10 protein-coding genes and 1 pseudogene are annotated in these 18,811 nt (G+C 69.3%); 7 read left to right on the top strand and 4 right to left on the bottom strand.

Annotated elements, in window-relative coordinates:
• Positions 1–117 precede the first annotated feature (117 nt).
• From ACWGID_RS36490 to ACWGID_RS36465, 6 genes and pseudogenes are all read left to right on the top strand, one after another.
• A pseudogene (locus tag ACWGID_RS36490) lies at positions 118–888 on the top strand (LacI family DNA-binding transcriptional regulator); the annotation flags it as partial.
• A gap of 316 nt (positions 889–1,204) precedes the next feature.
• Entirely contained in the window at positions 1,205–2,191 is a 987-nt protein-coding gene (locus ACWGID_RS36485) for an ABC transporter permease (protein WP_452203926.1), read from the top strand.
• Positions 2,188–3,063, top strand: a complete 876-nt coding sequence (locus ACWGID_RS36480) for a carbohydrate ABC transporter permease (protein WP_452203925.1) — start codon at positions 2,188–2,190, stop codon at positions 3,061–3,063. Before ACWGID_RS36485 ends, ACWGID_RS36480 begins: the two co-directional genes overlap by 4 nt.
• Positions 3,064–3,088: 25 nt before the next feature.
• Positions 3,089–4,708, top strand: a complete 1,620-nt coding sequence (locus ACWGID_RS36475) for a substrate-binding domain-containing protein (protein ID WP_452203924.1) — start codon at positions 3,089–3,091, stop codon at positions 4,706–4,708.
• A 12-nt stretch (positions 4,709–4,720) separates the two neighbouring features.
• The gene (locus tag ACWGID_RS36470; protein WP_452203923.1) at positions 4,721–6,511 is read left to right on the top strand and encodes a hypothetical protein; all 1,791 of its coding nucleotides are present in this window, start codon (positions 4,721–4,723) and stop codon (positions 6,509–6,511) included.
• The gene (locus tag ACWGID_RS36465; protein WP_452203922.1) at positions 6,508–7,206 is read left to right on the top strand and encodes a polysaccharide deacetylase family protein; all 699 of its coding nucleotides are present in this window, start codon (positions 6,508–6,510) and stop codon (positions 7,204–7,206) included. Before ACWGID_RS36470 ends, ACWGID_RS36465 begins: the two co-directional genes overlap by 4 nt.
• Here ACWGID_RS36465 and ACWGID_RS36460 read toward each other — a convergent pair.
• The 3 genes from ACWGID_RS36460 to ACWGID_RS36450 form a co-directional block, all read right to left on the bottom strand.
• Positions 7,182–8,162, bottom strand: coding sequence for a hypothetical protein (locus tag ACWGID_RS36460; RefSeq protein ID WP_452203921.1), 981 nt, complete (start codon positions 8,160–8,162; stop codon positions 7,182–7,184). The two genes, ACWGID_RS36465 and ACWGID_RS36460, sit on opposite strands and share 25 nt — an antisense overlap.
• An 83-nt stretch (positions 8,163–8,245) precedes the next feature.
• Positions 8,246–9,205 carry a hypothetical protein gene (locus ACWGID_RS36455; RefSeq protein ID WP_452203920.1) on the bottom strand — a complete coding sequence of 320 codons (960 nt, stop codon included), beginning with the start codon at positions 9,203–9,205 and terminating at the stop codon, positions 8,246–8,248.
• A 126-nt stretch (positions 9,206–9,331) separates the two neighbouring features.
• A complete protein-coding gene (locus tag ACWGID_RS36450; RefSeq protein ID WP_452203919.1) occupies positions 9,332–12,148 on the bottom strand; it encodes a helix-turn-helix transcriptional regulator in 2,817 nt (938 codons plus the stop codon).
• 116 nt (positions 12,149–12,264) lie between these two features.
• Between ACWGID_RS36450 and ACWGID_RS36445 the strand changes: the two genes are divergently transcribed.
• Entirely contained in the window at positions 12,265–12,852 is a 588-nt protein-coding gene (locus tag ACWGID_RS36445; RefSeq protein WP_452203918.1) for a dihydrofolate reductase family protein, read from the top strand.
• Positions 12,853–12,913: 61 nt separating this feature from the next.
• On the opposite strand, the gene ACWGID_RS36440 is transcribed toward ACWGID_RS36445, so the two are convergent.
• Positions 12,914–18,772: a COG1361 S-layer family protein gene (locus ACWGID_RS36440; protein WP_452203917.1), complete on the bottom strand. Its 5,859-nt coding sequence runs from the start codon at positions 18,770–18,772 to the stop codon at positions 12,914–12,916.
• Positions 18,773–18,811 lie beyond the last annotated feature (39 nt).

Below are 18,811 nucleotides of genomic sequence, written 5' to 3'. Positions count from 1 at the left end.
GCCCCCCCCGCGCCCCCCCCCCGGGCCCCCCCCCCCGTCCGGGGGGGGGGGGGGGGGACAGGCCGCCACTTGTAGGCCGCCGGTCGGGGGGGGGGCCCCCCCGGCGAGGCCGCCCGCCGCGGGTACGTGCTCAACCTGCTGTCCACCGAGGGCGACACCGACCGCGAGCGCAGCCTCGTGCACGACCTGCGCCGGCAGCGGCCGGAAGCGCTGATCCTGGTGCGGAAACGCGACACCACGCCGACGGCGGGCTCGATGCTGCTGCAGGAGCTGATGGAGTTCGAGCGGGAGAGCGGCCGGGTGGTGATCGTCGGCGAGCCGTCGGAGCCGGTGCTGGCGATCCGCCCGCCGGACTTCGACGGCGCGAAGGACCTCGCCACCGCGATGCTGGGGCTTGGCTACCGCGACTTCGTGGTGTTCAAGGCCGATCCGCTCGTGCCGTCCGCGCAAGACCGGCTGGACGGTTTCCGCGCGGGCCTGTCGGCCGGCGGTGTCGCCTTGCCGGACAGCCGCGTCTATCCCGCCGAGCGGAGCTTCCGGGGCGGTGCCGCAGCGGCCGCGGCCTACCTCGCCGACGGGCGGGAGACCGAGCTGCTCTTCTGCACCGAGGACGAGGTCGCGCTCGGGGCGATCCAGCACTTGCGCTCGCAGGGGTACGCCGTCCCCGAGCAGCTGGCGTTCGCCGGGTACGGGCGGAGGCGCGTGAACCCGTTCGGCGAGGAGGACTGGCTGACCACGGTCCGCTCACCGTTCGAGGAGATGGGCGCGGCCGCCGTCGACGCCGCCCTCGGCCCGGCCGTTGCCGGCGTACCCCGCTCGGCCCCCGAGGTCCACATCGGCCCCAGCACGCCACCCCGCACCTCCACGACCGACCCAACCCCAGCCTGAGCCCACCACAGCCCGAGCCAGCCCCGCCCGGGCCCCGGTCTGAACCACCACGGGCCTGAGCCGACCCCGGCCGGTCCGGCCTCGGTCGCGGCCCGCCCTCCCCCGCGTGCGGCGAGCGCGCACACGCGCCGGCCGGCGCGTGTGATGGCGGTGGGAATGTGTCCGGGAATGCTTCCCGTGGGTGAGTTCGGGATGGGTGACGCCGTGCTGAATTCGTAGCGCTACGACCAAATCTTCGGTCTTGACATCGTTGATCGGCGGACCGTAGCTTTCGGGAAAGCGCGTTCCCACTTTGTTTCCCGGACGGAGCACCTCGATGACGATGACCGGTCAGCGGGCTGATCAGGGATCTCCGCCGTCCGCGTCCGCCGGTCCGCCGGCGCGTGCGCGCCGGCTGAGCCTGGCCGCCCGGATCCGGCGGGACCGGATGCTGCTGCTGTTCGCCGCGCCCGGAATGCTATTGCTGCTGGTGTTCCACTACCTGCCGCTGCTCGGGAACGTGATCGCCTTCCAGGACTACCTGCCGTTCCTCGGGTTCCGCGGCAGCGAGTGGGCCGGGCTGCACAACTTCTCGGTCCTGGTCAGTGGCGACAGCGACTTCCTGACCGCGCTGCGGAACACGCTGGTGCTGTCGCTGATCCAGACCGTGTTCGTGTTCCCGATCCCGATCCTGCTCGCGCTGGCGCTGAACAGCCTGCTCTCGGAGCGCGTGAAGAAGCTCGTCCAGTCGATCCTGTACCTGCCGCATTTCCTCTCCTGGGTGATCGTGGTCTCACTGTTCCAGCAAATCCTCGGCGGCAGCGGGATGGTCAACCAGTTCCTCCGCCAGCAGGGCTGGGGCGTACTGAACGTGGTCGGCAACCCGGACGCGTTCTTCACGCTGCTGACCAGCCAGGTGGTCTGGAAGGACAGCGGCTGGGCGACGATCCTGTTCCTCGCCGCACTGTCCCGGATCGACGTCGAGCAGTACGAGGCGGCGGCCGTGGACGGCGCGTCTCGGTGGCGCCAGCTCTGGCACGTGACGCTGCCGGGTCTGCGCGGGATCATCGTGCTGCTGCTGATCCTGAAGCTCGGCGACTCGCTCACGGTCGGGTTCGAGCAGATCATCCTGCAGCAGCCGGCCGTCGGTCAGCAGGCCAGCGAGGTTCTCGACACGTACGTCTACAACAACGGAATCGTCAACGGGGACTGGGGTACGGCGGCCGCGGTCGGCCTGGTCAAGGGCCTCGTCGGTGCCGCGCTGGTCTTCGGCGCGAACAAGATCGCCCACCTCTTCGGCGAGGCGGGGGTGTACCAGCGATGAGGAACGGACAACCTCTGCCCGGGCTGATGTCCCGCACCTTCCGCGGGGTCGCGCTGACGGTCTGCTGTTTCCTCGTACTGTTCCCGTTCGTCGGCGTGGTGACCACGAGCTTCGCCGGTCAGGACGACGTAAACCGGACCGGCGGCCTGGTGATGCTGCCGCGCGAGTGGACGTTCGAGGCGTACCACGCGATCTTCTCCGGCGGTGTGGTAACGCGCGCGTTGCTGGTCAGCGTGTTCGTCACCGCGGTCGGGACGCTGTGCTCGATGGCAGTCAGCACCCTGCTCGGCTATGCGTTGGCCTCGCCAACGATGGTCGGCCGGAGCTGGATGCTGATGCTGGTCCTGCTCAGCCTGCTGTTCTCGCCGGGCCTGATCCCGAGCTACCTGATGGTCAAGCAGCTCGGGCTGATCGACACCCTATGGGCGCTGATCGTGCCGACGATGCTCAGCGGCTTCAACGTGATCGTGGTCCGCGCGTTCTTCATGGGCATCCCGGACGAGCTGCTGCAGAGCGCCCGGATCGACGGCGCCGGCGAGTGGGCGATCTTCCGGCTGATCGTGCTGCCGCTGTCGAAGGCGGTGCTCGCGGTGGTCGGCCTGTTCTACGCGGTCGGCTACTGGAACGCGTTCTTCAACGTGATGCTCTACATCAACGACCAGTCCAAGTGGACCCTGCAGTACGTGCTCCGGACGTACGTCGTGAACAACACCCGGATCGGCAGCGACCAGGTCAACGTCGACGCGCTGCCGCCACAACCCGCACTCCAGATGGCCGTCCTGGTGGCGTCCATCGTGCCGGTGCTCCTCGTCTACCCGTTCCTCCAGCGGCACTTCGCCAAGGGTGCCCTGACCGGCGCCGTCAAGGGCTGAACCACCTTCACCACAAGGAGAAATCATGACTTCAGGCCTGTCCCGACGGGACCTGCTGAAGCTCGGTGCCGGCCTCGGCGCGATGGCAGCCCTGGGCGGCTGCGGCGGTGGTACGTCGCCGCAGGCGAACTCGCCGCAGAGCAAGGCGGGCGCGTTGCCGAAGTACCTCCGCTTCCCCGGACTGCCGGCGCCGGATCTGCCCGGCAACGACCAGGGTCTGCTCGACGCGTTCACGAAGTACCCGACGACGCTCGTGGACGCCTGGAAGGGGCGGACGCCGGGTGACGGGAAGCCGGTCACCGGGCTCGCGCAGCTGAACGGCGCCGCACCGCCCGGGCTGCCGGGCAACGTGTTCTGGAAGACAGTCAACGAGCGGCTCGGGTCGCCTGTGCAGATGCAGCTGGTGAACGCGGGCGACGACTTCAACACGAAGATCGCCACCATGAGCGCCGGGAACGACTTCCCAGACATCATGCAGATCAACAACTCGATCCCGTCGCTGGACCGGTTCCTGGCCGCGAAGATGCTGGACCTGACGCCGTACCTGTCCGGCGAGAACGTGCGGAAGTACCCGGCGCTGGCGAACATCCCGACCCGCTACTGGGAGGCCTGCGTCTTCGACGGCAAGCTGTTCGGGCTGCCGATCGCGCGCGGCCTGCTGTCCGCCTGGGGCCTGTACTACCGGTCCGACCTGATCGAGGAGGCCGGCGGCCAGGCGAAGGTAGAGAACTTCGACGACCTCTACCAGTTGGCCAAGGCAACGACCAACCCGAAGGCCGGTGTCTGGGCGTTCGCGAACAGCCCGCTGGACTACCTCCGGATGATGCTCGCGATCCCGGCCGGATGGCAGCAGTCCGGCGGCTCGATGGTGAACATGATCGAGCACGAGCACCAGCAGCAGGCGCTGGAGTCGGCCCGGAAGATCGTCGTCGGCGGTCTGGTGAATCCGGACATGGCGGCCGCACCGCCGTCGCAGTGGCAGCAGTGGTTCGGCAGCAAGAAGGCCGCCCTGCTGGGCGGGACGTACAGCGCCTGGGTCAGCCTCACCCAGCAAGGAGTACCGGTCGACAAGATCGGGATGTTCCCGGTCGCCGGGTACGACGGCGGCAGCGCGCCGGGCTGGAAGGGCGGCCTGAACAACAACATCGCGGTCATCCCGGCCAAGAACAAGGACCGCGCCGAGACCCTGCTGAAGATCGCGGACTTCCTCGCGTCCCCGTTCGGTACGTCGGAGAACCGGCTGCTGACCAGCGGCGTCGAGGGCCACAACTACACGCTCGACGGCACCAAGATCGTGCTGAACCAGGACCTCACGAACGAGCGCAGCCTGGGCCTGAACTACCTGGCCGCACCGCCGCCGGTGGTCGCGTCCTCCACCGACCCGCGGTACGTCCAGCTCGAGTACGCCGCGCAGAAGAAGCTCGCCGCCGACGGAACCATGGACCTCGCGCAGACGCTGTTCTCGGACACGAACTCGCGCAAGTTCCCGCAACTGGAGAAGGAACGCCAGAACGTGGAGTTCGACATCATCCTCGGCCGCAAACCGGTGTCGGCCTGGAAGGAGTACGTCGAGCGCTGGAGGAGCTCGGGCGGCGACAAGATCCGCCAGGAGCTGCAGAAGGCGTCCGAAGTCGCAGGCGGCTAGGACGCCCCGAGGATGAGGAACGAGATCGTGCACGAGTCCAACGACCGATTCGACACCGAGCTGATCCGGCTGGCCCGGGTCGCCGGTGACCAGGCGTACGACGCGGCGGCCGGGCTGATCGCGCAGGACGCGAAGTACAACCCGATCCACACCCGGATGTGGACCGGCGTCCGGCACCCGCACCGGGAGAGCGTGGTCTACGCGCTGGTGCTGCTCGAGTCGGGTACGGCCGCAGACGTGCCGCTCGCCGAGGAGATCCTGCTGCGCGTGCTCGCGGAGCAGGACGCCGACGACGCGTCCCCGACGTACGGGATCTGGAGCTACTACCACGAAGAGCCGCTCGACCGGATGGTTCCGCCGGACTGGAACTGGGCGGACTTCATCGGGCGGGAGCTGGCGTTCGTACTGCTCCGGCACGAGCCGCAGCTGTCCGAGGAGACCCGTACCGCGGTGCGGGTCGCGCTCGGGCACGCGGCCCGGTCGATCATCCGCCGCAACGTGACGATGAGCTACACGAACATCGCGGCGAAGGGCACGTTCGTGACCCTGGCCGCCGGTCAGCTGCTGAAGGACCCGGAGCTGACCGAGTACGCCGTACGCCGGGTCGGCCGGCTCCGGGAGCAGATCGAGGCGGCCGGGAGCTTCGCGGAGTACAACAGCGCCGGGTACTGGACCATCACGATGGAGGCGATCGCCGCGATCGTCCAGTACGTCGACGAACCTCAGGCGGTGGCCGGGGCGCGGTGGATCGTCGAGCGGCTGTGGGGGCACCTGGCCGGCCGGTGGCACTCGCGGACCGGGCAGCTGAGCGGTCCGATGGCCCGCGTGTACACGGACGAGCCCGCGCGGACGCCGGACCTGCTCGCGCTGCTCGCGAAGGCGACCGGTTTCCGGGGATTGTTCGCGGAGCTGCCGGCGCTCACGCCGACGCTCGGGCTGGCCGGACCGGCGCTGGTCGACGTCGAGGCGCCCGCCGCGGTCGTCGAGCGGTTGCTGGACACGCCAACAGGAGTGGTTCGGGAACGGTTCAGCTACCTCGAGGGACAGGTGCCGGTGGTCGGGACCACCTGGCACGGCTCGGACGCGACGCTGGGCAGTGCGAGCGTCGGCGAGTACTGGCTGCAGCGCCGCCCGCTGATGGGGTACTGGCGCGAGCCGGAGGACCCGGCCTGGGGACCCTCGCGGTTCGTTAAGCTGCACCTGATGAAGGACGACCACGACTTCTCGTCGGCCGTGTTCGCGTCGGTGCAGTCCGGCAGCCAGGTCCTGTGGTCGGTGAGCTTCGTGTCGCCGGGCGGTGACGAGCATATCGGGCTGCATCAGATCGAGGCGGGACAGGCGTTCTCCGTCTCGTCACTCCGGTTGGTACTGGAGATCGCGGGCGCCGACGGCGCGACTGTTTCGGAAGGGCCGGTGGCGGTCGGTCAGAAGTTCCGGGTGCGTACGCCGGGTGCGGACCTGGTCGGGAGTGTGGACTCGATCAGCTTCGGCGATCATCGGCCGACGTTGCGGATGGAGCGTACGGACGACCGGATCCTGCTGGTCGCGGAGCTGCTGGAGGGTCCGGCGTCGATGACGATGCAGGACATCGCCCCGGCGGAGCTGACCGGTACGTTCTCCCTGTTCGAGGGCGCCGACCGGCCTGACGTGACGGCGCCCTCGATCACGGTGTACGACGGGGACGTGCAGGCGCACTGGGTCACCGCCGACGGCACCCAGTTGCGGCTGGTGGCTCCGGCTCGGGTCACCACGAAGACGGGGCATCCGCAAGCCGTCCGTACGTCGATCGACGTACGCGCGTGACAGGGACGCTCCTGCTGACGTTCGACGATCGGCACGTCGCGGGCTGGGAGGAGGCGCTGCCGGTGTTCGACGCGGCCGGGGCACGCGTGACGTTCTTCGTCGTGGAAGCGGACTTGCTCGACGACGCGGAGCAGGCAGGTGTACGGCGGCTACTGTCCGCCGGGCATTCCGTCGGGTCGCACGGCGCCCGGCATCGCAACGCCGACGAGACGATCGCGGAGTTGGGCGCCGTGGAGTACCTGCGGACCGAGATCACCGGCAGTGTGGCGGCGTTGCGGTCGCTGGGTGCGTCGGCGAGCAGCTTCGCGTACCCGAACAGCCGGCGGGATGAGACGACGGATGCCGTGCTGCTGGAGGTGTTCAACCACCTACGGGCCGGGAGCCCGCGCACGACCGATCTCGGTACGGCGTTGGCGTCGGTCGTGCACGGGGACGCGAAGGTGTTTCCCGGGCGCGGCATCGACACCGGGCGGGGCGGCGTACCGCAACTGAACGACGCCGTCGCCCTCAGCGAGCTCTTACGGGAGCTCGCCGAGGCCGACGGGACGCTGGCGCTGTACGCCCACGAGATAGCACCGGTTGCCCAAGGCAATCATATCCACCCGGACCGCCTTCGCGCCGTACTTGCCGAGGCGCGGAGGCTGAGCCTCCGGATGATCGGATTCGACGACTACTCGCCGGTCAGCTGGTTGTAGTGCGTGGTGATCGCCGCGTGACTGGCCACGTTGAAAACGGCCGGGACCTTGCCGTACGCCGTGATCGCGGTCGCGGTGCCGTTCGTCTTGCTCAGCGCGAACTGGTAGCCGGACTGCGTGTCGTTGTCGACCGCCACGAGCAGCGAACCGCCGCGGGTCCCGCAGCCCTGGACGACGAGCGACTCGTACGCCGACCAACCCGACGAGCGGATCAGCTTCATCACCGGCTTCGCCCCGGCGGCGACCGGGATGCGCGCGGTCCAGAGCGCTCCCGCGTTCGTCGTCATCAGCAGCGTGTCGTACGTCGCCGTCTCGCTGATCACCGTCACCGTCTTGAAACCGCGGAACCCGGGGATCGGACCGAGCGCCCGGAAACCGGCGCCGACGATCTGGTAGCGGTACAGGCTGCCGTTCGTGTTCAGGCCGTACAGGTACGCGTGCCGCGGTGCGGCGACGCTGAAGTTCGACGTGGCGATCAACTTGAAGCTGGTCCAGCCGGAACCGACCTTCTTGAAGGTGGGCGACCAGGTGAAGGTGTCACCGCCGTCCCGCACGTAAGTTGTGTGCCGGTACAGGTTGCCGCCCTGCAGGAGCAACCCGTAGTAGTAGTACACCTGCGTGCCGACGGCGTTCACCGCGCCGTACCAGGTCGTGTTCGCACGGCTGCCGGCGAGCTTGAACGGCGTGTCCTGGAACGCCTGGACCTGGCGTCCCGGCATCGCCAGGGTCTCCTGCGACGTACCCGTCACGGTCGGGGACATGACGTCGCTGATGCACGGTTCACCGGCCGCCTTGAGCATGTTCGGGTTCACGTTCTTGGCGAACGGGTGCTTCGGGTCGGCCTGGCCGGTGGCGGCGGCCGGGACGGACGCGACGGCGGCGGCCAGCAGGCCGGCGCGGCGATCGCCAGTGCAAAACGCTGCAACTTCATTGGGTCTGCTCTGGAAAGATCTCACTAGCCCCCGAGATCGCGCTGACTATAGCCGCGCCCGGGGACACCGCGAGTGGCGATGTCCCCGGCTGCGGGGTACTGCGGGTGTTACTCGCCGACCAGCTGGTCGTAGTGCGTGGTGATCGAGACCTCGTTGACACCGTCGAAGACGGCCCCCGGGATCTTGCCGTACCCCGTCATCGCGGTGGCCGTGCCGTTCGCCTTGCTCATCGCGTACTGGTCGCCGGACTTGGTGTCGTTGTCGACCGCCACGAGCAGCGTGCCGCCGCGGGTGCCACAGCCCTGCGCCACCAGCGACTCGTACTGCGCGAAGCCGGTGGAGCGGATCAGCTTCAGCACCGGCTTGGCGCCGGCCGCGATCGGGATGTGCACGGTGTAGAGCGCACCCGACGTCGTCGTCATCAGGAGCGTGTCGTACGTCGCGGTCTCGCTGATCACTGTCATCGCCTTGAAGCCGCGGAAGCCGGCGAGCGGACCGAGCGCCTTGAAGCCGGCGCCGACGATCGCGTAGCGGTACAGGCTGCCGTTGGTGTTCAGGCCGTACAGGTACGCGTGCCGCGGCTGCGCGACGCTGTAGTTGGACGTGGCGATCGCCTTGAAGCTGCCCCAGCCCGACCCGACCCGCTTGAAGGTCGGCACCGGCGGCTTGTTCTCGTCGTTCGACAGGTACGTCGTGTGCCGGTACAGGCTCGTGCCCTGCAGCAGCAGGCCGTAGTAGTAGAACTGGGTGCCGGACGCGTTGACGGCGCCGTACCAGGTCGCGTCCGCGCGGGAACCGACGTACTTGAAGGGCTCCCAGACGTCGGCGCGCGGCGGCTTGGCGGCCGTCACGTCGATTTCCTGCATCGTCCCCGCCGCGGTCGGCACGCCGACGTAGTTGATGCACGGACCGCCGGCGAACGTCTTCACCGAGCTCGGGTGGGCGGCCTTCTTGGACAGGTAGGGCTTCGGGTCGGCCTGGCCGGTGGCGGCGGCCGGAATCGAAGCGACGGTGGCGGCCAGCAGGCCGGCCCCCGCGAATGCGAGCGCGAAGCGCTGCAGTTTCATAGGAGTTCCCCCTCCAGATGTGTCCCGATTAGCTCGAGATCGCGCTGACTATAGCCGAGGTCGCCGACCTGCGCGAAGGTCTTGCACCTTGTTGCAATCGTTGCTGATCAGCGTTCTGGGGCCCAGTCAGGCGCTCAGCCCGGCGCGGTGCGCGACCGCGGCGGCCTCGGTGCGGGTGGCGACGCCGAGCTTGCGCAGGATCCGGGCGACGTGGGTCGCGACCGTGTTCGGGGAGACGAACAGTTCGTGGGCGATCTCCGCGTTGGACAGGCCGCGCGCGAGGGTTCGCAGTACGACGAGCTCGCGCTCGGTCAGCCCGAGCGCCGTGGGTTCCGCGCGGACCGCCGAGTCCGATAATCCGGCCCGCCGCGCGAGGTCGTTGATTTGGGCCACCAATGGTTCCGCTGCCAGCCGGTCCGCGAGCTCACGGGCCTCCTCGAGACGTCGCCGCGCACCCGGTTTGTTGTTCGTCCGGACCGCGCTCGCCGCGCCCCCGACCAGCGCTCTGGCCAGCTCGTGCACATCCTTGGCCGACCGCCACCCGTCGGCGGCCGTGTCCCAGGCCGCGATGGTGTCGACGGCGTACGCCTCGCAGGTCAGCGTCGCCGCGTCGACGACCGGCCAGCCGGTCGCGTCGGGCAACCGGCGCCGTACGTCGTCCGACCAGCGCGGGACGTGTCGTCGCCGTCCCGGCTGGGCGTGCTCCAACCGGACCGCGGCGAGCGCAACCCGTGCCAGGCCTCGCGGATCCAGCCCGTCCCCGCCGGGGAGTACGGCGACCGTCTCGGTGAGCAGACCGTCCGCACGGGCCAGATCACCACGACCCATCTCCAGCGCGACCTCGATCGGCAAGCGCTGCAACGAGAGTTCACTGGCCGCACCGGATTGCGGAGCGACCATTCCGGCCAGGTGGTCGGAAGCTTCGGCGTAGTTGCCCCGTCCGACGGCGATCTCGGCCAGCGCGATCCGCAGACACGCGGCGTACCAAGGCGACGGGCCGTCCGCGAGGGCGGCGTACGCGACCTGCTGGGCCTCGTCCCAGCGGCCCAGGACGAGCAGGGCCATCGACCGGTTCTGCGCGAGCATCGTGCCGCGGGCGCGCATCCGGCCCCAGCGTTGGGCCTGCTGCTCGGCCAGTTCGAGCAGCTCGATCGCTGCCTCCGGATCCCCGGAGTCCGTCAGCGCCTGGCCTTCCCACTGCAGGGAGGTCAGGTACGTGTGGTGGTCGTGGACAGCTTCGGCGGTCCGCCGCGTCGCCTGCAACAGGGACCGTGCGTCCGCTGGTCCGCCACCCAGATGCAGGGTGATGCCGCCGACGGTCAACTGCGCCTCGGCCAGCGCCTGACCGTCTCCGGTTCTCTCGGCCAGCTTCAGAGCGTGCTGTGCGTGCCGTTCCATCCCAGGCCCCGGAGTGCCGACGAACTCGGTGAACGCGAGTGCCGAAAGCAGTCTGCTCCGCAGCACAATGTCTGCCCCTTCGGGCACCATCTCGACGGCTCGCAGCAGGTCGTCGCTCCCTGAGCCGTCGATCCGGCACCGCAGCATGCCACGGAGGCGGAGGAGTGCTGCGACGCGCAGCGGCTCGGTGATCGTCGTCAGAGCCTCGGTGGCATGCTCCACGCCCTGCTGGGAGCGCCCGGTCGTGAACGACGCGGTAGTGGCCTGTTCCTGGACGGTCGCGCGGTCGACCCCGATGAGGGCGGCGGCCCCTTCCACGTCGGGCCACAGCGCCAGAACGCGTTCGAGCATGTTGAGCTGCTCGTCGTACGCGTACTGCCGCTCGGCGGTCGCGGCAGCTCGCCAGGCCGCCACCAGTGCCTTCGCTGGTTGGCGCGCCACGGTCCAGTGTTCTGCGAGTGCCGCGGACGGCTCCGGTCCCGCTGCGATCGCCTCGGCGTACCGGGCGTGCAGGTGTCGACGCTCCCCCGGCAGCAAGGCGCCGTACACAGCCTCGCGGATCAGGTCGTGGCGGATCGCGTAGCCCGCCTCGAGCACCGCCAACTGGTTCCGCTCGACCAGCTCCCGCACGGCGTCGTCGACCGGCTCGTCGGACACCTCCGCCAACAGCTCATCCGGTACGGCGTCACCCGCGACCGCCACTGTGGCGAGGACTTTCCGTGCCGACGGCGACAGATCGGCGACCCGGCTGAGCAGCAGGCTGGTCAGCCCTTCGGACGAAGCCCGCCCGGAATCGAACAATGCCTCCACGAACAACGGATTGCCGCTGGACCGGCGGTGGATCTCGCTGCTGGCCACCGCGTCCGGCGGCCGCCCGTCGAGAGCCGCCAGCAGTGCCGTCACGCCCTGCCGATCCAGCGGCGCCAACTCCAGCCCCACGACCTCCGTACGGCGCCCCAGCTCGGACAGCAACTGCCGCGTCGGGTGCCCCGCAGGCAGCTCACCGGTCCGTAGGGTGCCGATGAGCAGGACAGCGGCAGAGCCGAGGTTGCGGACCAGATAGACGAACAATTCGCGGCTGGACGCGTCCGCCCAGTGCAGGTCCTCCACCACCAGCACGAGCGGGCGTTCCTCCGCTGCGCGGGTCAGCAGACCGAGGACCTCACCGAACAGCCGGACAGGCCCGCTCGGGGCCTCCGGAAGCGACAGCTCCGGCAGCCACCCTGCCAGCGCCGACCCGCTCGACGGCAGCGCGTCGGCGAGCCGGTCCGGGCCCCACGCTCGCGACAGGTTGCGCAGGATCGCCATGAACGGCACCCATGGCGTACCGTCCGCGCCGAGCTCCAGGCAGCCACCGGTGAGCACCAGCGGATCCCCGTCGAGCCCCTCGATCCCCGCGGCCACCAGGCGGGACTTGCCGATACCCGCCTCGCCGGAGACCAGCACGGTCGCCGGCTGTCCATCCCGGGTCCGCTCGTACGCCCCGCGCAGCGCGTCGAGCTGAGCCTGGCGGTTGATCAGAACTGGACTGATGACTGCCCCCATGCCGGTCATCTTCGCATCCAGCAGGTCTCGGGCCGGATGTCATCAGATCTGGTGACGACCCGGATGGGCTCCGCAGGACAGAGTTCGAGATACGTCAACCCAGCAAGGAGCCCACCATGAGCAGGACCGTAGTAGGCAACATCTCCCTCTCCCTCGACGGCCGGGTGAACGGCCCGGGCGGCGACTACGACATGGGCTGGATCGCGCCGCACGCGGTCACGCCCGGCGCGCTGGCCCACATGAGCCGGGTGACCGAGCCCGCCACCACGGCGCTGCTCGGCCGGAAGAACTACCAGGGCTTCGGCGGCTACTGGCCGACGGTCGCCGACGACGAGACCGCACCGGCGGAGAGCCGGGCGTTCTCCCGCTGGCTGAACCAGGTGGAGAAGGTGGTCTTCTCGACCACTCTCGACGAGGCAGCGTGGGAGAACAGCAGACTGGCCACCGAGGACCCGGTCGCGACGGTCAAGGAGCTGCGGGAGCAGGAAGGCGGCGACATCGTCGTACTGGCCAGCGCGAGCGTCATCCGCGCGCTGCTGGCCGCCGGCGAACTGGACCGGCTGTCCGTCACGCTCTGCCCGGAATTGGTGGCCGGAGGAGTCTCGCTGTTCGACGAGACCACCGCTGCGTCGTCGTGGACCCTCGCCGATTCCACTGCGACCGAGAGCGGCGCGCTCTGCCTCCTGTACGACCGCAAGGCCTGAACCCTGGCTAGAAACAGCCCGGCGCCCTCCAGTCCGTCAACTGGAGGGCGCCGGAGTTCCTTCAGGACCGCGTACGGCGGGAGCGCGTCGCGGCGACCACTGCGATGCCGGCCGTGATCAGAGCCAGCGCGGCGAGCAGGAGGCCCGCGCTGACCGGGCTACCGCTGTCGCCGAGGTCACCGCCAGGCTTCTGCGGCGTGGCTGGCGGTGTAGGCGGCGGTGTGGGTGGCGGAGTGCCTGGCGGCGTGGTCGGCGGTGGCGTCGGCCGGCCGGGCTGCGGTGGTGTCACCTTCACCGTGACCGAGCTCTTGTTGTCGTTCGTGTCCGGATCCGGCGTGGTCGACTCCGCCGTCGCAGCGTTCGTCACCGAGGTTCCGCCGTACGTCGTGTCGACCAGGACGTCCAGTGCGACCCGTGCCGTCGTACCCGGGTCGATTCGGCCGACCGCACACGTGACCTTCTGGCCCTGCGCTGTGCAGTACTCCGGCTTGCTGGTGAGCCGGAGTCCGTTCGCGAGCACGTCGGTGACGACCACACCGACCGCCGCCGACGGGCCCTCGTTGTGGACGGCGATGGTGTACCGCAGCGTGTGTCCGGCGACGACCGTCTCCGCCGACGCGGACTTGCTGACGCTCAGGTTCGCGGACTGTTTGGTGCGGCCGCGGACCTTCGCTTCGTTGTTCGGAACCACCGGGTCAGAGGTGGAGGAACCGACGCGGGCGATGTTCTCGAGCGTCCCGCTGAATCCGGGCACCACGGTGGCGTGGATCGTGGTCTTGATGGTCGCGCCTTCCGCGAGCACCGTCGTACCGCACTGGACTGTGCCGGCTTCCGGAGCGTCCGGTGCGCCGGGGGCGAGTGGCGGCAGGATGATGCAGGAGCCACCGGTCGCGGTCACGTTGGTGAGGCCGCGTGGCAGCTCGTCGGTGACCTCCACCAGCCGCGCGTCGGACGGGCCGTTGTTCTTCACCGTCAGCGTGTACGTCACCGCCTGGCCGGACACCGGTTCGGCCGGCGACATCGTCTTCGTGATCGCCAGGTCCGCCAGCGCGGTCACCGGCGACTCCACCGTGCCCGTGTTGTTGTCGGGGTCCGGATCGGTGGTCGGCGACGTCGCCGTCGCGGTGTTGGTGACACTCCCGCCGTCGTACCCGGAGGCCAGGCGGACTCGGAGCGAGACGACCCGCTGTCCGATCGGCAGATCACCCAGCTCGCAGCGCACCGTCCGGCCCTCGATTGTGCACCCCGCCGACGCGGAGCTGACGGTCAGTCCTGCGGGCACCGTGTCGGACAGGACCACCGAACGCGCGGTCGACGGACCCGCGTTGGTCACCACGATCGTGTAGTCGAACGTGCTGCCCGGTGTGACACCGGCCGGGTCCGAGGTCTTGGTGACGCTCAGATCCGCACGAGTCTCGACCGGAGTGGTCACCGTAGAGCTGTTGTTGCTGTCGTCCGGATCAGTCACCGGCGAGGTCGCCGTCGCGGTGTTCGCCAACGACTTCCCCTGGTACGCCGGGTCGAGCGCCGCCGTGATCACCACAGTCGCCGTCTTGCCCGCGGCGATCGTGCCGAGCGCGCAGCTGACGTCCTGGCCAGCCGTCGTACAGGAGCCCTGCGTCGGGTCGACCGTGGTCAGCGTGAGTCCGGTCGGCAGACTGTCGGTAGCCGTGACCGGTGTGGCGTCCGACGGCCCGTGGTTGACCACCGTCAGCCGGTAAGTCACGCCACCGCCTGCCACGACGGTCTCGTCGTCACTGGTCTTGATCACCTCGACGTCCGCGACCTGCCGCACCTCGCTGGTCACCGAATCCTTGTTGTTCGAGGGATCCGGATCCGTCGTCGTACTGGTCACCGCGCCGCCGTTCGTGACCGCCGCGATCTGTTCAGCGGCGACCGCCACCCGGATCACGACCACCGCGTTGCCCCCTGCCGCCAGCGTCCCCAGCGCACACGTCACCGTGGACCCGGACGTGGTGCAGGTGCCGTCCGCACTGGTTGCCTCAAGCACCGACAACCCCGCCGGTACGGCGTCCGACACGGACACTGCCCGCGCGGTGGACGGACCGTCGTTGAGCACCGTCAGCGTGTAGACCGCCTCGTCACCGGCGATCAGCGAGGTCGGCGTCACCGTCTTCACGATCGACAGATCGGCGGCCGTGGTCACCGTGGTCTCGGCCGAGTCGCTGTTGTTCTGGTCGTTCGGGTCCGGTGTCTGCGAGCTGACCGTCGCGCTGTTGACGAGCGTCCCCGCGGGCTGGTCCGGCGACACCTTCACGACCACCGTGACCGTCGCGTCGTCGTTCGGCTCCATCCGGCCGACCGGGCAGCTGACGACCGGTTCGGACAGCGCGGGGCTCTGGGTGCACGCGCCACCAGGCCCGGTTCCGCGAACGAACGTCGTACCCGATGGCAGGGTGTCGGTGATCACCGCACCGACCGCGTCCGAGGGTCCGGCGTTGTGGACCGCGAGGGTGTAGGCCAGTTCGTTGCCCGCAACGACGGTCGCCGCCGCGGTCTTGGTGACGGACAGGTCTGCCTCGGCCCGCACGCTCGGCGTGGTGGTCGAGGTGTTGTCGGAGGTCGTCGGATCCGTGGGAGTCTCCGAGTCGGCCGTCGCGGTGTTGCCCAGCTCTCCTGGACCAGTCGACGCGGCGACCGTCCCGGTCACCGTGACCACAAAGCTGTCGCCGGCCGCGAGTGTCGCCACCCGACAACGCACCTGGCCGCCTGCGGTCGTACAGATCGCGCCACCGGTCGCGCTCGCCGACACCCCAGTCACCGCAGCCGGTACGTCGTCCACCACCGAGACGCCCTGCGCATCCGACGGTCCGGTGTTCCGGACGGTCAGTTTGTAGGTGATCGCCTTCCCCGCGACCACTGGGTCCGGCGAGGCCGTCTTGGTGAGCGTGATGTTGGCCTGCGTACCGGTCGTCAGCGTGTACGTCGCCGTGTTGTTGTCGTCGACGGGATCAGGGGTCGGCGACGCGACGGTCGCCATGTTCGCGAGATTGTTCGGAGGTGCGCTGGACGGGACGTTCGCCACCACGGTAACCGTGACGACGTCGCCCGGAGCGACCGTGCCGATCGCACAGCTGACGGCGCCGCCGGCCTCGGTGCAACTGCCGCTCGAGGTCTTCGACGAGACGTACTGCAGCGGCGCCGGCACCGGATCGGTCACCTTCACCGACTGCGCCGCTGACGGGCCGTTGTTCGTCACCGTCAGCGTGTAGGTCACCGGATGGCCGGCCTGCACCGGGACCGGCTGAGCGGTCTTGGTGATCGCCAGGTCGGCACTCGCCGCCACGTTGTCCGTGGTCCGCCCGGTGTTGTTCGAGTCGTCCGGGTCAGGCGTCGTACTGTCGGCGGTCGCGGCGTTGGTGAGCTGGCCGATCGCCTTCGGAGACACGGTCCCGGTCACGGTGACAGTCGCGGTCGAACCGGCCGTCAGGTCACCCAACGCACAAGCGACCTGCCCCGAACTCACCGTGCACGACCCGGCCGAGGTGTCCGCGGTGGTCCCAGTGATCGCCGCCGGTACGTCGTCCTTCAGCTGCACGGCCTTCGCATCCGAAGGACCCGCGTTCCGCACCTTGATCTGGTAGGCGATCGGCTCGCCGGCGACGACGGGTTTCGTCAACGTGGTCTTGGTGACCACCACATCGGCCTTGGCCGCACCAGGAGTCACCGTCACGGTGCCGGTGTTGTTCGAGTCGTCCGGGTCCGGGGTGTCGCTGTTCACCTTCGCCGTGTTCTTCAGCGCGCCGCCGGTGTAACCGGCGTCGAGCGTCGCCGCGATCCGCACCGTCACGCTCGACCCGGCCGCCAGGCGTGCCAGCGTGCAGCTGACGTCCTGGCCGGCCGTCGCGCAGTTCGCCGCGGACTGAACGCCGGTAATCGTGAACGCGCTCGGGACCGTGTCCGCGATCCGCACCTGTTCGGCATCCGACGGTCCGTCGTTCCGGATGGTCAACGTGTAGACGACGGGCTCACCTGGTGCGGGGCTCGCCGGCTCCACGGACTTCACCAGCGCGAGGTCCGCCGTACGGGAGACGTCGGTGGTGACCGAGGAGATGTTGTTGTCCGGGTTCGGATCGGAGGTCGAGGTGGTGACTGTCGCAACGTTCGTCAGACTGGTCGCCGTACTCGCGGCGGAGACCCGGACCACGACGGTGATCGTGGCGGTCGCGCCGGACGCGATCGTGCCGAGTTCACAGGTGGTCGACGAGCACTTGCCCTGCGTCGGTGTCGCGGACACCAGCTCGACGCCGTCGGGCAACGTGTCGGCGACCGTCACGTCCTGCGCGGGGCTCGGACCGTTGTTGCGGGCAACCAACGTGTAGGTGAGGTTGCCGCCGGCCGCGACCGGGTCAGGCTTCGCAGTCTTGGTGATCGACACGTCGGCCTCGGCCGCGACCGGAGTGTGCACCTCGTCGGTCCGGTACGTGTACTGCTTGTTCAGCGTCTCCGCCGTGTAGTCGAGCAGACCGGTGTTGGTCAGCGTGGTCCCGGCCGCCGCCTTGTCGACCGTCACCCGGAATCGGACCGTACTGCTCTGGTTCTTCTTGATCCGGCCGCCTGTCGTGGCATCCGCACCGGTGCCGATCCGGAACCGGACCAGCCGCGAGCTTCCGTCGTACTCCGCCTGGTCGTCGCCCGCCTGGTCGGTCTTGGCACCGGAATGCGGGCCTGAGACCACGCTGAGCGAGCCGGGGACGTACGTCGTGTTCGCCGGTAGTGCATCGCGGACGACCGCGTCGAGCGCGTCGTCGTCACCGGTGTTGCTGAAGCTCATCGTGTATTCGAGGGTGTCCCCAACATTCGCCGGATCGTTCCCGGCCAGGTTCCGCACCGTCTTCGTGCCGAGGATGGTCGGCGCGTAGAGGTCGATCTGCGTGGTCAGCGCGGCCGGGTAGTAGACGTCACCGGTGCTCGCGAAGGTCAGCTCCGCACTGGTCGAGTTGTTCGGCAGGATCCCGGCGGCGTCCACCACCTTGGCATCCATGCCCAGGTTGTTCACGCTGGCCGGGGATCGGTCGGCCAGGTTCGAACCGCCGTCGGTGATCCGGCTGCCGTAGAAGTTCGCGGACGGGTTCTGGGTGTCGGCGAGCCGGGTGCCGTTGACCGCGAAGTAGTCACCCGTGATGCCGGCGTCCCCCTCGTACGTGACACTGCCGAACCGGGCGTTCACCGCACCGCTCGGCGGCGCCAGGAAGCCGGAGATGTTCGTCCGCTCCGGCTGGCCACTGCTCACCTTGGCGTACCCGTTGAACACGCTCAGGTCACGCAACGGCTCGTCGGCCTGCTGGTAGGCGATCACCAGACTCCACCCGGCGTACCGGTCGGCACCCGTCCCGGTCGCCACGTCGGCGCCCCAGTACGGACCGTTGCCCCCGGCCCGCACCAGATCGGTGACATCAAGGTACGACGAGTAGTCGTTCTTCGAGCCGGTGTTCAGCAAGTCGGTCCGGCTGGCGGTGACGGTCTGGTACTTCGTCGCGCCGGGCAACCGCAGGCGCATCGTCGTACCGTCGTCGGTGCTCGCCGAACCACCTTTGCCGGCGCCACGGGCCGCACCCCAGAACAGGCCGGCGTACAGCACCTGCGCGCCCGACGGCAGATTGACACCCGCGCTCGACGACGAGCTCGTGGACGGGTCGGAGTCCGTGTCCAGGAGCTCCATCGTCCAGTCGTTGTTGTTCGCCGACGAGTTCCCGCCGGCCAGCGACGTACGGCAGGCCGCGGACGTCCGATCGCAGGTCAGCAGACTGTTGCCGGTGATCCGGATCGCGCCGTTGGTCTGGGCGCCGAACACCTTGCCGAAGTCCCGGACGGTGTCCGCCCGGGCCGTTGCCGGCAGCACCAACCCGGTCGTCAGAACGAGCAGCAGAGCGAGCAGCATCCGCACCCGAGCGGCCATCTGAAGTCCCCGTTCTAGTCAGCAGTCGCCCGCCAGACC

It is taken from the genome of Kribbella sp. NPDC054772 (genome assembly GCF_053611945.1).
Note: the sequence above shows the minus strand (reverse complement) of the source record. Positions and strands in the feature narration are given on the sequence as shown.

What these genes read in the sequence shown, in the direction of transcription:
- ACWGID_RS36485 (WP_452203926.1), top strand. Translation starts at nt 1,205, where the DNA reads ATGACGATGACCGGTCAGCGGGCTGATCAGGGATCTCCGCCGTCCGCG.
- ACWGID_RS36480 (WP_452203925.1), top strand. Translation starts at nt 2,188, where the DNA reads ATGAGGAACGGACAACCTCTGCCCGGGCTGATGTCCCGCACCTTCCGC.
- ACWGID_RS36475 (WP_452203924.1), top strand. Translation starts at nt 3,089, where the DNA reads ATGACTTCAGGCCTGTCCCGACGGGACCTGCTGAAGCTCGGTGCCGGC.
- ACWGID_RS36470 (WP_452203923.1), top strand. Translation starts at nt 4,721, where the DNA reads ATGAGGAACGAGATCGTGCACGAGTCCAACGACCGATTCGACACCGAG.
- ACWGID_RS36455 (WP_452203920.1), bottom strand. Translation starts at nt 9,205, where the DNA reads ATGAAACTGCAGCGCTTCGCGCTCGCATTCGCGGGGGCCGGCCTGCTG.
- ACWGID_RS36450 (WP_452203919.1), bottom strand. Translation starts at nt 12,148, where the DNA reads ATGGGGGCAGTCATCAGTCCAGTTCTGATCAACCGCCAGGCTCAGCTC.
- ACWGID_RS36445 (WP_452203918.1), top strand. Translation starts at nt 12,265, where the DNA reads ATGAGCAGGACCGTAGTAGGCAACATCTCCCTCTCCCTCGACGGCCGG.
- ACWGID_RS36440 (WP_452203917.1), bottom strand. Translation starts at nt 18,772, where the DNA reads ATGGCCGCTCGGGTGCGGATGCTGCTCGCTCTGCTGCTCGTTCTGACG.